We start from the raw sequence: 14,885 nt of genomic DNA, 5'->3' as shown, positions 1-14,885 counted from the left end.
ACAGCGGCTGGATCTCCCTCGCCTGGTGCGCCGGCATCGCCCTCCTCGGCTTCATGTGGTCCATGAAGCACTTCAACAAGGACCGCACCCACTGAAAACGGCTGCCCCGACCTGCAGTTGATCCTTCGAGGCGCTACGGAAGCGCGAGATGAGGTACAGGCGATGACCCGTCAAACCGTCGTGGGCGGTGAGCAGGCCGACCTGCTCCGGATCGGCATGGACGCCCTGAACGACACCGACCCCGAGCTCGCCGCGCTCCTGGACGCCGAGGTGAGCCAGCAGAACACCGTGCTCGCGATGATCGCGTCGGCGAGCATCGCGGACCCGTCGGTCCTCGCGGCCGGCGGAGCGGCCCTGTCCAACGTGACCGCCGAGGGCTACCCCGGCGCCCGGTACCACCCCGGCGCCCAGCAGTTCGACGAGGTGGAACGCCTCGCCGTGGAGCGGGCCAAGGGCCTGTTCGGCGCCCGCTACGCCAACGTGCAGCCGCACTCCTGCTCCTCCGCCAACCTCGCGGTGCTCGCGGCCCTGGTCCCGCCGGGCGGCACCATCCTCGGCCTGGACCTCGACGCCGGCGGCCACCTCACCCACGGCTCCCGGGCGTCGGTCACCGGCCGTCACTACCACGCGGTGCACTACGGCCTGGACGAGTCCGGCCGCATCGACTACGCCCAGGTCGAGGCGCTGGCGCTGGAGCACCGGCCCAAGGTCCTGATCGCCGGCGCGAGCGCCTACCCGCGCACCGTCGACTTCGTCCGCTTCCGCACCATCGCCGACAAGGTCGGGGCGTACCTGCTGGCCGACATCTCCCACATCGCGGGCCTGGTGGCGGCAGGGCGGCACCCGAGCCCGGTGGACGTCGCCCACATCACCACGATGAGCACCTACAAGCAGCTGGGCGGCCCGCGCGGCGGTCTGATCCTCAGCGGCCGGGAATACCAGACCCCCGGTCCGGACGGCCGCACCCCGCTGAACCGGCTGATCCAGCGGGCCGTCTTCCCGCAGTCCCAGGGCACCCCGAGCCCGGCCTCGATCGCCGCGAAGGCCCGCGCCTTCGCCGTGGCCTCCGGCCCGGGCTTCCGGAACACGGCGCGGCTGATCGTCGAGAGCGCCTCGGCCCTGGCCGGCGAACTGTCCTCGCTGGGCTACCGGATCCTCACCGGCGGCACCGACAACCACATCGTGCTGATCGACACCGCTCGGGTCGGTCTGACCGGTGTGATCGCCGAACGGGCCCTGGAGGAGTGCGGGATCCTCGCCAACCGCAACCGGATCCCCGGTGACACCAAGCCGCCGCTGGTCACCAGCGGACTGCGGCTGGGCACCAACATCCTCGCCCAGCGCGGCATGGGCCCCGAGCAGATGCGCGAGTGCGCGCTCCTCATGCACACCGTCCTGGAGGGCACCACGGCCCTGACGGACACCGAATACCGGATCGACCCCGCACTGGTCGCCAGGATCCGCGAGGAGGTGCGGTGGCTGTGCGCCCGCCATCCCCTCCCCATCGAGAGCCCCAGCAGCGTTTCCGCAGAACTGATCGGAGTCGGACCATGACCACCCTCGACCACCACCACGACGCCTCCCAGGAGGCCTGGCCGCCGGCCCTCGTGCCGTCGGACCGGCCGCGCCTCCCGGACACGGCGCCCCGGTGCTCGGCGGTGGTGCACACCACCTTCGACGTACTGGCCGCGGCCTCCCAGGCCGTACGGGGCGAGGTGCTGGCGGCCGCCTTCGCCGCCCTGCTGTTCCGCTACACCGGCCAGGACCGGATCGCCCTGGGCGGTCCCGACGGGGGGTTTCGCTTCCCGGTGAACGGAGCGGCGACGCTCACCGGGCTGGCCGCGGCCGGCATACCCGCCACGGAATCCGGAACGACTGGTTCCACCGTGACCGCCTTCGCCGTACTCCCGGCCGACGCCGCGACGGCCGACCCCGCCGACCCGGCCGGCACCGACGCTCCCGCCCCGTACGAGCTCCTGCTGCTGGTCCGCGGCGCGGAGCTGGAACTCCACTACGACCCGGCCCTGTTCGACCGTGACACCGCACTCCGCCTGCTCGGCCACTACCGCGCCCTGCTCGCCGACGGACTGGCCTCCCCGGCCCGCCCCGTCAGCCGGCTGCGCCTGCTCACCGAGGACGAGCTGCACCGGACGCTGATCGAGTGGAACCGCACCGGAGCCGAGTTCCCCGAGCACGCCCACGGCACGCTGCACCGGGCCTTCGAGGCCCAGGTCGCCGCCGCCCCCGACGCGGTCGCCGTCGTCCACGGCACCGAGCGGCTCACCTACCGCGAGGTCAACGCCGCCGCCAACCGGCTGGCCCACCACCTGCGCGAGCTCGGGGTCGGCCCGGACGTCCGCGTCGGCCTCTGCCTGGACCGCTCCCCCGGCCTGCTGGTCGCCGAGCTGGCCGTGCTCAAGGCCGGCGGCGCCTACGTCCCGCTCGACCCGGACTACCCGGCCGACCGCATCGCCGTCATGGTGGGCGGCACCGCGTGCGCCGTGATGATCAGCCGCGAGGACCTGACCGGCAACCTGCCCGACGCCGGCGAGCAGAGCCCGCCGCTGGTGCTGCTCGACCGCGACGCCGCCGTACTGGCCGCGCGCCCCGAGCACGACCCGGAGCCGGTCGCCGGTCCCGAACACCTCTGCTACATCATCCACACCTCCGGCTCCACCGGCGCTCCGAAGCCGATCGCGCTGCGCCACGCCGGCGTGCTGAACAACATCGCGGACCTCAACAACCGCTTCGGGGTGGGCCCCGGCGACTCCGTCCTCGCGCTGTCCTCGCCCAGCTTCGACATGTCCGTGTACGAGTTCCTGGGCCTGACCATCGCCGGCGGCACCGTGGTCGTGCCGGCCGCCGGGCTCACCAAGGACCCGGCCCACTGGGCCGAGCTGGCCGCCTCGGAGAACATCACCGTCTGGAACTCCGCCCCGGCCCTGCTGGGCCTGCTGGCCGACCAGCTGGAGCAGACCGGCACGGCGCCGGCGCACCTGGAGCGGCTCCGCCTGGCCCTCCTCGGCGGCGACTGGGTGCCGGTGCCGCTGGCCGACCGGGTCCGGGTCTTCGCCCCCTCCCTCCGCTTCATCGTGATGGGCGGCGCCACCGAGGCGTCCATCCACTCGACGATCTTCGAGGTCGAGAAGACCGACCCGGAGTGGACGAGCATCCCGTACGGCCGCCCGATGGCGAACCAGCGCACCTACGTCCTGGACGAGGACCTCCAGCCGGTGCCCCCGGGCGTCCCCGGCGAGCTGTACCTGGCCGGAACGGGCCTGGCCCGCGGCTACCTGAACCAGCCGGAGCGGACCGCCGAGCGCTTCCTCGACTGGTCCCACGGCGACCTGCTGCCCGCCGAGCGGCTCTACCGCACCGGCGACGTCGCCCGGTTCGGCCCGGACGGCCTGATCGAGCTGATCGGCCGCGCCGACTTCCAGGTGAAGATCCACGGCCTGCGCGTGGAGCTCGGCGAGATCGAGAGCGTCCTGCGCTCCCACCCCGAGGTCCGGCAGAGCGTGGTCGTGGCCCGCTCCAACCGCCTGGTCGCCTACGTGGTCGCCGAGGACACCGCCGCCGCCGCGGGCGGGATCGACACCGGGGAGCTGCTCCGGCTCGCCGCCGGCCGCCTCCCGGAATACATGGTTCCGGCCACGGTGGTCGTCATGGAGAAGCTGCCGCTCACGCCCAACGGCAAGCTGGACCGCAAGGGCCTGCCCGAGCCGCAGATCGCCGGCGCCCCCTACCGGGCGCCGCGCACCGCGACGGAGGAACTGCTGGCCGCCGTCTTCGCCGAGGTGCTGCGCACCGAACGGATCGGCATCGACGACGACTTCCTGGCGGTCGGCGGCGACAGCATCCGCGCCATCCAGGTCGTCACCCGGGCCCGCGCCCGCGGACTGGACGTCACCCCCCGGCAGATCCTGCAGTCCCGTACGGTGGCCGCGCTCGCCGAGGTCGCCACCGACGCGGACCGCTCCGCGGAGGCCACCGCGACCGCCCCGCTCACCGCGCCGGACTCCGCCGCCTTCCGCACCTGGCAGCAGCGCTACCCCGGCCTGTCGGACGTATGGCCGCTGACCGCGCTGCAGTCCGGCATCCTCTTCGAGTCCACGCTCAGCGACACCGGCTACGACGCGTACCAGATGCAGACGGTGTTCCACCTGTCCGGCCCGGTCGACTCCGCCCGGATGCGGGCCGCGGGCCAGGCCCTGCTCGACCGGTACGCCAACCTGCGCGTGGCCTTCGCCCAGGACGCCGAGGACAACCTCGTCCAGCTCGTGGTCGACGGGGTCGAACTGCCCTGGCAGGAGCTGGACCTCGGCCCCCTCGCCGAGGACGGACGCCAGGCCGCCTTCGAACGGTTCCTCGCCGAGGACTACGCCCGCCACTTCGACCGCGCGGTCCCGCCGCTGGTGCGCCTGACCCTGGTGCGCTTCGGCCCCGACCGCAGCGAGCTGGTGCTCACCACCCACCACGTGCTGATCGACGGCTGGTCCGAGCCGGTCATCATGCAGGACCTGATCCGGCTGTACGCCTCCGACGGCGACGCCTCCGGGCTCCCCCCGGTCCGTGACTTCCGGGAGTTCCTGGCCTGGCTGGACCGGCAGGACCGGGCGGAGACCGAGCGGGTCTGGGCCGAGGAGCTCGCCGGGGTGGACGGCCCGACCCTGCTGGTCCCGGCGCCCGGCGAGCGCGGCGGGACCTCCGGGGCCGGCGAGGTGGGCCTGGGCCTGTCCGAGGAGGAGTCCGGCCGGCTGGTGCGCCGCGCCTCCGAACTGGGCATCACGGTCAACACGCTGGTCCAGGGCGCCTGGGCGGTCCTGCTCGGCGGGCTCACCGGCCGCCAGGACGTGGTGTTCGGAGCGACCGTCTCCGGCCGTCCGGCCGCGCTGCCGGGCGTGGAGTCCATGGTCGGCCTGTTCATCAACACGCTGCCGGTCCGGGTCCGCCTCGATTCCGGGGAGACCCTCGCCGAGCTGCTGACCGGCCTGCAGGACCGCCAGTCGGGCCTGCTCGACCACCACCACGCGGCCCTGCCCGAGATCCACCGGGCGGCCGGACTGGACACCCTGTTCGACACCCTGGTGGCCTTCCAGTCGTACCCGGTGGACCACGCCGGCATCGCCGAGGCGACGTCGGCGGCGGGCATCGAGGTGACCGGGACCAGTGCCGAGGGCGCCGCCAACTACCCCCTCGCCCTGATCGTGGAGACCGACCCGCAGGTCCGGCTGACCCTCCAGTACCACCGCAACCTGCTCGGGCCGGACGCGGTCGGCGACATCGCCGGACGGCTGCACGCCGTGCTCACCGGGATCGCCGCCGCCCCCGCACAGCCCGTCGGCGCCGTGGAGGTGCTGTCGGCCGCCGAACGGGAGCGGGCAGCCGGCGCCTCCGGCCCCGCCGTGTCCCCCTCCGGGTCCGGTGGCGGTCTCCCCGCGCAGACCCTGGAGGCCCTGCTCGTACGCCGGGCCGCGGCCGCCGGGGAGGCTCCCGCCGCACCCGCCGCCGGCGGGTACCGGGCGGGCCGGACCCCGCAGGAGGAGGCGCTCTGCGAGCTCTTCGCGGAGGTCCTCGGTGTCGACCGGGTCGGCATCGACGACAACGTCTTCGCCCTCGGCTGCAACTCCCTCAAGGCCACCCGCATCATCGGCCGCATGCGCCGGACCCTCGGACTGGAGGTGTCGATCCGGATGCTGTTCCAGCACGCCACCATCGCGGAACTCTCCGGCCACCTCCAGCCCGCCAAGGCAAAGAGCCGCCCCACCCTGGGCAAGTCGCTCAGGCAGGCGGTCAAGGACATCCGAAACGACTCGAAGGACCAGGTGAAGGACATGAAGGCGACCGTGAAGCAGCAGGCGAAGGAGCTCAAGGAGCAGCTCACCGAGCAGGCCACGGCGGCTGCCCGCGAGCAGTACAGCGGGGACGACTTCCAGGCCCGGCTGCAGGCGGACGTCGACGCCCGCATCGAGCGCGGGATGCAGGCGGGCTCCAAGAAGCAGTGGGGCTCCTACCTGGCCAAGGAGGCCGAGCGCGCCGCGGCCAAGGAGGCCAAGGAGGCCAAGAACGCCCCGCAGGTGACCGGCGCCAAGACCCTCTAGACCTTCCGAAAGGGGCCGCCCTCCCCCGGAGGGCCCCCGCCCCCGCCCGCGTCCCCCGCGCGTGCGTTCAGGCCCCCCGGCCCGGTGACCCCGGGCCGGGGGGCCTCCGGCTTCCCCGTCCCATCCCCTGCGTCCCGCCCCGCTACGCCGCTGCCATCAGCGGGCTCCCGGCCCGCCGCAGCCAGGCCCGGTACGGAGCCGTGCTCAGCGCGGCCTCGCGGTAGGCCGCGCACAGGTCGGCGTACACCTCGGCGTGCGCGCCGGGCAGGGTGGCCAGCAGCAGCCGCACCGCGAGCGGGTCGCCGCGCAGCGGCCGTATGGCCATGTCCTCGCGGGGCAGGGAGGTCGGCTGGCAGGGCGCGACCGCCTCGCCGGAGACGATCAGCGAGGCGGCGGTGTGGTAGTCGGTGTGCAGCACGGGCGGGTCCAGGCCGGCTCCGGCGAGGACGCGGCGCAGCCCGTCCCACTCGCCGTCCACCGAGGGGTCCACCGTCCAGCGGTCCCCGGCGAAGTCGCGCAGGTCGACGACGGGCCGGCGGGCGGCGGGGTGGTTCCTGGACATCGAGACGAACTGCGGTTCCCGTTCCATGAGCACCCGCAGCTGGAGCCCGGCGGGGACCGTCAGCGGGCTGCCCTCCACCTCGTGCACGAAGGCCACGTCGAGCTGTCCGGCAGCCGTCATGCGCAGCAGTGCGTTGGCCGAGACGTCGACCACCAGGGTGGTCTCGGTGTCGGGGAGCCGGCGGTGCAGGCGGCGCAGCCAGCCGGGCAGGGCACGGCTGGCGGTGGAGCCGATCCGCAGCCGCCGGCCCTGGGAGCGGGCCCGCGCCTCCGCGACCAGTGCGGCCATCCCGGCGAGCAGCGGGCGGGCGCGGCCGAGGATCTCGCGGCCGAAGGGGGTGGGGCGGCAGCCGGTGCGTTCGCGCAGGAACAGCTCGCCGTCCAGGGCCCGTTCGATCCGCTGCAGCTGGGTGGTGAGCGAGGGCTGGCTGACGCCGAGCTGCCGGGCGGCCTTGTGCAGGCTGCCGGCGTCGGCGATGGCGCAGAGTGCGCGCAGGTGCCTCACCTCTAGCTCCATGCCCCGAGGGTAGGTCGGGGCCGGTCGGCCGCACCAGTCACCGGGACCCCGTTGATTCACGCCAATTTCTCTTGCCCTTAAGGGGATTGGCGTGCCGAAAACCCTCGATAGGCCGGTGCTATCGGGTGCTGACATCATCCGCGGCGGGCTCGGGCTCCCGCAGACTCCGGTACCGAACGACCCACCCCCCGCACCGAATCGAGAGCAGGAGCCCCCCACATGCGCCTGTCCCGTCACACCCATGCCGCCGCCCGTTCGCCCCGTTCCCGCAAGGGTCTGCTGGCGAGCGCGATCGGCCTCGGTCTCGCCGCCGTCCTCGGCGCCGCGCCCACCGCCGGCGCGGCAGCCGCCCCCGACGCCGCCGCGGCGGGCGGTCCCGCGAGCTACGCGGCGTACGAGAAGTCGAAGGAGAACGCCGACGCCAACCGGGCGTTCTTCGAGGCCGTGAAGCGCGCGGTGGCCCAGGAGCGGGCCGCGAAGCCGGGTGCCCTGGCCGTGACCGTCACCTACAACACCCGCAACGCGCCGAGCTTCCGGTCCCAGATAGCCCGGTCCACGCAGATCTGGAACAGCTCGGTGTCGAACGTGAAGCTCCAGGAGGTGTCCTCGGGCGGAAGCTTCTCGTACTACGAGGGCAATGACTCGCGCGGCTCGTACGCCAGCACCGACGGCCACGGCCGCGGGTACATCTTCCTCGACTACCGGCAGAACCAGCAGTACAACTCGACCCGGGTGACCGCGCACGAGACCGGACACGTGCTCGGCCTGCCGGACCACTACTCCGGTCCGTGCAGCGAGCTGATGTCGGGCGGCGGTCCGGGCACCTCCTGCCAGAACGCGACGCCGAACGCGACGGAGCGGTCCCGCGTGGACTCCCTGTGGCGGAACGGCCTGGCCGCGGCGCGCTAGCCGCCCGGCGGCACGTACTCCGGGCAGTCGGGGTTCCGGCAGGGACCGGGACCCCACACCGGGACCCAGGCCCCGAGGACCTTGCGCCGCTTGAGCATCGTCTGGACGGTGCGCCTGCAGGCCGGGCAGAAGTGCTGCTCGTGCCCGGCCTGCGGGGCGACCGTCCCGTACGGATGCTGATCATGACCGGTCATACCTTCAACGGTAGGCCGGTTTTCCGTGTACGGCGCTAGGAGCGCTTGCGGGCGTAGGTGGTCACGACCTGACCGCCGCCGAAGGAGCGGACGTCGGTCAGCTCCAGCCCCCGCGGCACGTACCCGGCCCGGCTCATGGGGATGCCGGACCCGAGGAAGACGGGGTACGTCTTGATGACGAACTCGTCGATCTCCTCGACCAGCTGTCCCGCCAGATCGGCACCGCCGCAGAGGTAGATGCCGAGGCCGTCCTCGGCCTTGAGCTCCCGCACCCGGGCCACCAGGTCGCCGCTGATGATCTCGTCCCCCGAGTCGGCGGGGGCGGTCAGCGAGCGGCTGGCCACGTAGTGCTTCAGCGGACGGTACGGGCTGGCGTCCCCGAGCTCGTAGGTGGCCCGGCCCATGATCACGGCATCGAACCGCTTGGGGTCGGGTTCGGGCAGACCGAGCGGCTCACGGCCGGCCGCGGCCATGGTCTCCGGGTACTCCGCCGCCAGGAACCCCATGTACTCCGGGTCCACGAAGGGGAAGAACCAGTCGAACGCGCCGTCCGGGGCCGCGATGAACCCGTCGATGCTGACGCCGATGAAGTAAGTGAGCTTGCGCATGCGAAATCTCCCCCGTCGGTCCGTGCCCTCTCCGGGGCACGTCGAACAAAGTACTTCACCCGTAGTGGTCAGGCAACGGATTTCGGTCCCTGCCTTCAGGCCGCCCCCGGCTTCCGCCACATCGGCCACATCGGCGGCCCGCCCGGCAGCTGCACCGCCGTCCCGGTGAACACCCAGCCCAGCCGCTCGTAGAGCCGTACGCTCCGCTCGCTGCTCGCCTCCAGGTACGCCGCCACGCCCTCCCGGTCGCAGCGCTCCAGCACCGGGCGCATCAGCTCGGTGCCCAGCCCCTCCCCCTGCCGGTCCGGGTCCACGGCGATCATCAGCAGGTACTCGTGCTCCTCATGGGTGGGGTGCACGGCTCCGGTGAGCCGGCCGACCAGCTCGCACCGCTCGTTGCCGGGGTCGGCCGCCTCCCGCATCCGCGCCGGCACCTCGTCCTCGCCCTCCGGTTCGCCGGCCGGGATCCTCAGCCACAGTGCCGCGCAGGAACCGTCCGCCGCGTAGTCGATCCGGCCCTCCTCCAGGGCCACGTCCACGAACACCCCGAGGAACGCGCCGTGCACCGCGCGGCGGTGCTCCGCGTCCGGGAAGACCCAGGAGCTCACCGGGTCGTCCCGGAAGGTCTCGTCCAGCAGCCGGGCCACCGCGTCCCGGTCCGCCGGACCCGCCCGGCGTATCTCCAGCACCACGGGAACCACCCCTCACTCGGCAACCAACAACCGTGAGTGATCCTAGAGTTGGGCCGAGAACGCGGAAAGGCCCGTTCCGGCACCGTGGGGTGCCGGAACGAGCCTTCTCCTGCCCCGGCTCAGCGGGTGCGCCGGGTCACGAACTCCGCCAGGGCCAGCAGTCCGCCCGCCGCCGCGAGGTCCGGGACCGCCCGGGACAGCTGCTGCACCGCCCGCCCCATCCGGTCCGCGGCATGGGCCTGCGCCCAGTCGCGGCCGCCGGCCCGTTCCACCGCGTCGGCCGCCCGGCGTACGTCGTCCCCGGTCATGGGGCCCGCGTACAGCCGGGCCAGCTCGGCCCCCGCCTCCGTCCCCGAGGTGAGCGCGGCGACGACGGGCAGGGACTTCTTGCGGGCGATCAGATCGGCGCCGGCCGGCTTGCCGGTGTGCTCCGGGTCGCCCCAGATGCCGATCAGGTCGTCGATCAGCTGGAAGGCCAGCCCCGCCTCCCGCCCGAAGGCGTCCATGGCGTCGACCTCGTCCGGCGCCGCCCCGGCGTACAGCGCGCCGAGGGCGCACGCGCACCCCAACAGGGCCCCGGTCTTGGCGGTCGCCATGGTCAGGCACTCGTCCAGCGAGACCTCGGCCACCTTCTCGAAGGCGCAGTCCGCCTGCTGGCCCGCGCACAGCTCGATCAGGCAGTCGGCGAGCCGGACCACGGCGCGGGCGGCGGCCGGATGCGGGTCCTGCGCCAGCCACCGCAGGGCGAGCGCCGCCACGGCGTCCCCGACGATGATCGCGTCGGGGGTCCCGAACACCGTCCACGCCGTCGCCCTGCCGCGGCGCTGCACGTCCTCGTCGACCACGTCGTCGTGGAGCAGGGTGAAGTTGTGCGCCAGCTCCACGGCCACCGCGGCCGGAACGGCCCGGTCCGGGTCCCCGCCCACGGCCCGGGCGGCCGCGAGGACCAGGGCGGGCCGGATGGCCTTGCCCGCGCGGCCGTCGGCCGGGGTGCCGTCGGCGTGCTCCCAGCCGAAGTGGTACTTCACCACGCGGCGCATGGAACCGGGCAATTCCTCCACGGCGCGCCGGAGTTCCGGATCGACCGTCTCCCTGGTGTGTTCCAGCAGGGCCGCCGCCTCCTGGCCCTCACCGGTCACGATGGCGTTCACGGGCTCAGTACCAGCGGCCGATCTCGACGTTCTCCAACACTCCCAGCGCGTCCGGCACCAGCACGGCCGCCGAGAAGTACGCGGTGACCAGGTAGGAGATGATCGCCTGCTCGCTGATGCCCATGAAACGGACCGACAGGCTCGGCTCCAGCTCGTCCGGGAGGCCCGGCTGGTGCAGTCCGATCACGCCCTGCTCGTCCTCGCCGGTGCGCATGCAGAGGATGGAGGTCGTACGGGCGTCACTGATCGGGATCTTGTTGCACGGGAAGATCGGGACCCCGCGCCAGGTCGGGATGCGGCTGCCGCCGACGTCGATGGTCTCGGGGACCAGACCGCGCCGGTTGCACTCGCGGCCGAAGGCGGCGATGGCCTTGGGGTGCGCGAGGAACAGCTTCGAGTCGCGCCGCATGGACAGCAGCGCGTCGAAGTCGTCGGGGGTGGGCGCGCCGTCGTGCGGCTGGATGCGCTGGTCGTAGTCCGCGTTGTGGAGCAGACCGAACTCCGGGTTGTTGATCATCTCGTGCTCTTGGCGCTCGCGGAGCGCCTCCACGGTGAGCCGCAGCTGCTGCTCGGTCTGGTTCATCGGCTGGTTGTAGAGGTCCGCGACGCGCGTGTGGACCCGCAGGACCGTTTGTGCAATGGAGAGTTCGTACTCGCGCGGCCTGGCCTCGTAGTCCACGAAGGTGCCGGGCAGGACGGGCTCGCCGACGTGGCCGGCGGAGAGGTCGATCTCGGCCTCTCCGTGCTCGTTGGTGCGCTGCTCGGGCACGCTGCGGACCCGGTCCAGGTGGGCGCGGAGCGAGTCGACGCGGTCGGCGAGGAGCCGGAAGTCCTGCCGGGACAGCACCAGCGCGGTGCCGGAGGTGGCCGCGCGGGCGGTGTACTCCCAGATGGCCTCGTCGTCGACGAGGCTGTCCTCGCCGAAGTAGGCGCCGTCGGCGACCGTGCCCAGCACGGCGTCGGCGCCGTAGGGGCCGGGGCCGATCTGCTCGATGCGGCCGTGGGCGAGCAGGAAGACCTGGTCGGCCTGGCTGCCGAAGGAGGTGAGCTCCTGGCCGGCCTGGAACTCGATCTGCTGGAAGCGCCGGGCGAGTTCGCCGAGCACGTCGAGGTCCTCGTAGGTGCGCAGCAGCGGCAGTTCGCCGAGCTCCGCCGGGATGACCTGGACCTGGTCCCCGGTCTTGACGAAGGTGACCCGGCCGTCGCCGACCGAGTAGCTGAGCCGCCGGTTCACCCGGTACGCGCCGCCCTGCACCGACACCCACGGCAGCATCTTGAGGAGCCACCGCGAGGTGATCTCCTGCATCTGCGGCGCGGACTTGGTCGTGGTTGCCAAGTTCCGTGCCGCCGAGGTCGCGAGACTGCGCTGGGGCAGCGCCTGGGCCGCGGTTTCGGAACCTGCCTGGACCGACATGTCTATCCCTTTCGACACTCCATGGATGTGCTGCGGAACAAGAGCCTTCCAGGGCGACACGCGGCAGGACCATTACACAAAAGGGTGGGACTACTCGGGCCGGGGGCGGGGAATCGTCTAGGGCCCGCGCCCTTGCCCGGTACGGCGCGATCCGGCCAACGGTCCCGGGGCGCGACCCGGGCCGCGCACCTTAATTTGCATCCAAGATGCAAAGTTTCCTACGGTGTCCCCATGCGGCTCACCCGATTCACCGACCTGGCCCTGCGCGTCCTGATGCGCCTGGCCGTCGAGGACGGCGAGCAGCCCACGACGCGCGAGGTGGCGGCGACCATGGAGGTCCCCTACACGCACACCGCCAAGGTGGTCGCCCGGCTGCAGCACCTCGGACTGGTCGAGGCGCGCCGCGGCCGCGGCGGCGGCCTGACGCTGACCCCGTCCGGCCGGGACGCCTCGGTGGGCGGCCTGGTCCGCGAACTGGAGGGCGCCGACGACGTGGTCGAGTGCGAGGGCGGCACACCGTGCCCGCTGCGCTCGGCCTGCGTCCTGCGGGGCGCACTGCGCCGGGCCCAGGAGGCGTTCTACGCAGCACTGGACCCGCTGACCGTGGGCGAGCTGGTGGCGGCGCCGACCGGTCCGCTGCTGCTGGGCATCTCCCGGGGCCCCGGGAGCCCCGCGCCGTAACCGCCCCGGCGGACCGGCACGGCCGGTGGCCGATACCGGACGGTCGAAAGCCCCTCCCGGCCCGACCGCACCCTTAAATACGCATCTCACATACCAATTAACTGCAACCAGTCGTTGCCCGTGAAGCACGAAGAAGGAGCCCAGATGCTCTCGGAGAAGTCGGCCGCGACCGTACGCGCCACCCTGCCCGCCGTCGGCGCCGCCATCGGCGACATCACGGACCTCTTCTACCGGAAGCTGTTCGCCGCCCACCCGGAGCTGCTGCGCGACCTGTTCAACCGGGGCAACCAGGCCGCCGGGCTCCAGAAGCAGGCCCTCGCCGGATCCATCGCGGCCTTCGCCGGCCACCTCGTCGACCACCCGGACACCCGGCCGGACGTGATGCTGAACCGCATCGCCCACAAGCACGCCTCCCTCGGCGTCACCCGCGAGCAGTACCAGGTGGTCCACACCCACCTCTTCGCGGCGATCGCCGAGGTGCTCGGTGACGCGGTCACCCCGGAGGTCGCCGCGGCCTGGGACGAGGTGTACTGGCTGATGGCCGGCGCCCTGATCGCCATCGAGGAGCGGCTCCAGGCCGAACGGCAGGTCCTCGCCGGCGACGTGTGGCGCGAGTGGAGGGTCACCGGCCGCACCGAGGAGACCGCGGACTGCACCACCTTCCGGCTGGTCCCCGCCGACGGAAGTCCCGCCCCCTCCTTCAGGCCCGGCCAGTACGTCTCCGTACAGGTGGAACTGGCCGACGGCGCGCGCCAGATCCGCCAGTACAGCCTCTCCTGCGCACCGGGCTCGCCGGTCCGCTCGATCACCGTCAAGCGGGTGCACGACGGCGAGGTCTCCCGCCACCTGCACGAGCACGTCCACGAGGGCGCCGTGCTGCGCGCCTCCGCCCCGTACGGCGACCTGGTCCTGCCCGGCACGGACGGCGACCGGCCCGCCCCGCTCCTCCTGGCCTCGGCCGGCATCGGCTGCACCCCGATGCTGTCGATGCTGGAGCACCTGGCCGAATCCGGCCACTCGGCCCCGGTCACCGTCGTCCACGCCGACCGTTCCCCGGCGGACCACGCGCTGCGCGCCGACCACCGGGCGCTCACCGGCAAACTCCCCGACGGGCGTGCGGAGTTCTGGTACGAGTCGGGGGCTACGGCGGAGGACCGCACCGGCCTGGCCGACCTCTCCGGCCTCCGGCCGGCCCCCGGCACCCGCGCCTACCTCTGCGGCCCGCTCCCCTTCATGCGCGCGGTCCGCGAACAGCTCCTGACCGCGGGCGTCGCGGCGTCGGACATCCACTACGAGGTCTTCGGCCCGGACCTCTGGCTGGCTTCCTGAGCCCCCGGCCCCGACGGCCACGGCTGTCCTGAACGACTCGCTCACCGTACGAAGGGACTAGCCGCGGAACCTCTTCCTCCGCTACATCGGGTGGTGGATGCTCACTCCCGGTACGCAAGGAAGGAGGCGGCCATGTCCGCACCCATGTCCGCGGAACGGTTCATCACGGCACTGCGGGGCGAAGGGCTGACCGTCGTCGAGGTCGGAGCCTGGCGCACGCACAACCGCAACCACAAGGGCCCGTGGGGGCCGGTCAACGGTGTGATGATCCACCACACCGTCTCGCGCGGCACGGCGAACACCGTCGCGCTGTGCCGCGAGGGCGATTCCCGGCTCCCCGGCCCGCTCTGCCACGGCGTGATCACCAAGGACGGCCGGGTCCACCTGGTCGGCTACGGGCGCGCCAACCACGCCGGGGCCGGCGACCCCGACGTCCTGCGCGCCGTCGTCGCCGAGAAGGCCCTGCCTCCGGACAACGAGGCCACCACGGACGGCAACCGCCACTTCTACGGCTTCGAGTGCGAGAACCTGGGCGACGGCGAGGACCCCTGGCCCACCCGCCAGCTCGACGCCATCGCCCGCGCGGCCGCCGCCGTCTGCCGCGTCCACGGCTGGACCTCCCGCTCGGTCATCGGCCACCTCGAATGGCAACCGGGCAAGATCGACCCGAAGGGCTTCACCATGGCCTCCATGCGCACCCGCGTGGCGGAACGCCTGAAGTAGCCCAA

12 protein-coding genes are annotated in these 14,885 nt (G+C 72.9%); 6 read left to right on the top strand and 6 right to left on the bottom strand.

The features are described 5' to 3' along the window. Positions 1-162: 162 nt before the first annotated feature. Positions 163-1,554 (top strand): serine hydroxymethyltransferase, encoded by a 1,392-nt coding sequence (glyA, locus tag AB0O36_RS26675; RefSeq protein WP_365114727.1) that lies wholly within the window; start codon positions 163-165, stop codon positions 1,552-1,554. Continuing rightward, a complete protein-coding gene (locus AB0O36_RS26670; RefSeq protein ID WP_365114726.1) occupies positions 1,551-6,101 on the top strand; it encodes an amino acid adenylation domain-containing protein in 4,551 nt (1,516 codons plus the stop codon). Before glyA ends, AB0O36_RS26670 begins: the two co-directional genes overlap by 4 nt. Positions 6,102-6,243: 142 nt before the next feature. On the opposite strand, the gene AB0O36_RS26665 is transcribed toward AB0O36_RS26670, so the two are convergent. Then, positions 6,244-7,179, bottom strand: a complete 936-nt coding sequence (locus AB0O36_RS26665; RefSeq protein ID WP_365114725.1) for a LysR family transcriptional regulator — start codon at positions 7,177-7,179, stop codon at positions 6,244-6,246. Between the two features lie 219 nt (positions 7,180-7,398). Here AB0O36_RS26665 and snpA point away from each other — a divergent pair, with 219 nt between their 5' ends. Next, positions 7,399-8,088, top strand: coding sequence for a snapalysin (gene snpA, locus AB0O36_RS26660; protein ID WP_365114724.1), 690 nt, complete (start codon positions 7,399-7,401; stop codon positions 8,086-8,088). On the opposite strand, the gene AB0O36_RS26655 is transcribed toward snpA, so the two are convergent. The 5 genes from AB0O36_RS26655 to AB0O36_RS26635 form a co-directional block, all read right to left on the bottom strand. Then, entirely contained in the window at positions 8,085-8,282 is a 198-nt protein-coding gene (locus AB0O36_RS26655) for a hypothetical protein (RefSeq protein ID WP_365114723.1), read from the bottom strand. The two genes, snpA and AB0O36_RS26655, sit on opposite strands and share 4 nt — an antisense overlap. Positions 8,283-8,317: 35 nt before the next feature. Then, on the bottom strand, positions 8,318-8,890 hold the full coding sequence (locus AB0O36_RS26650; RefSeq protein WP_365114722.1) for a dihydrofolate reductase family protein: 573 nt from the start codon (positions 8,888-8,890) through the stop codon (positions 8,318-8,320). A 95-nt stretch (positions 8,891-8,985) separates the two neighbouring features. Next, the gene (locus AB0O36_RS26645) at positions 8,986-9,582 is read right to left on the bottom strand and encodes a GNAT family N-acetyltransferase (RefSeq protein WP_365114721.1); all 597 of its coding nucleotides are present in this window, start codon (positions 9,580-9,582) and stop codon (positions 8,986-8,988) included. A 119-nt stretch (positions 9,583-9,701) separates the two neighbouring features. Further along, positions 9,702-10,733 (bottom strand): family 2 encapsulin nanocompartment cargo protein polyprenyl transferase, encoded by a 1,032-nt coding sequence (locus AB0O36_RS26640; RefSeq protein ID WP_365114720.1) that lies wholly within the window; start codon positions 10,731-10,733, stop codon positions 9,702-9,704. Between the two features lie 4 nt (positions 10,734-10,737). Continuing rightward, the gene (locus AB0O36_RS26635; RefSeq protein WP_365114719.1) at positions 10,738-12,147 is read right to left on the bottom strand and encodes a family 2B encapsulin nanocompartment shell protein; all 1,410 of its coding nucleotides are present in this window, start codon (positions 12,145-12,147) and stop codon (positions 10,738-10,740) included. Positions 12,148-12,378: 231 nt separating this feature from the next. On the opposite strand from AB0O36_RS26635, the gene AB0O36_RS26630 reads away from it, so the two are divergent. The 3 genes from AB0O36_RS26630 to AB0O36_RS26620 all read left to right on the top strand — a co-directional run bounded on the left by AB0O36_RS26630 (position 12,379) and on the right by AB0O36_RS26620 (position 14,880). After that, the gene (locus AB0O36_RS26630; protein ID WP_365114718.1) at positions 12,379-12,828 is read left to right on the top strand and encodes an Rrf2 family transcriptional regulator; all 450 of its coding nucleotides are present in this window, start codon (positions 12,379-12,381) and stop codon (positions 12,826-12,828) included. A gap of 144 nt (positions 12,829-12,972) precedes the next feature. Continuing rightward, a complete protein-coding gene (locus AB0O36_RS26625) occupies positions 12,973-14,157 on the top strand; it encodes a globin domain-containing protein (protein WP_365114717.1) in 1,185 nt (394 codons plus the stop codon). Positions 14,158-14,289: 132 nt separating this feature from the next. Further along, entirely contained in the window at positions 14,290-14,880 is a 591-nt protein-coding gene (locus tag AB0O36_RS26620; protein WP_365114716.1) for an N-acetylmuramoyl-L-alanine amidase, read from the top strand. Positions 14,881-14,885: the final 5 nt, after the last annotated feature.

Source organism: Streptomyces sp. NPDC089799, from assembly GCF_040684755.1.
Classification (GTDB): Bacteria; Actinomycetota; Actinomycetes; order Streptomycetales; family Streptomycetaceae; genus Streptomyces.
Note: the sequence above shows the minus strand (reverse complement) of the source record. Positions and strands in the feature narration are given on the sequence as shown.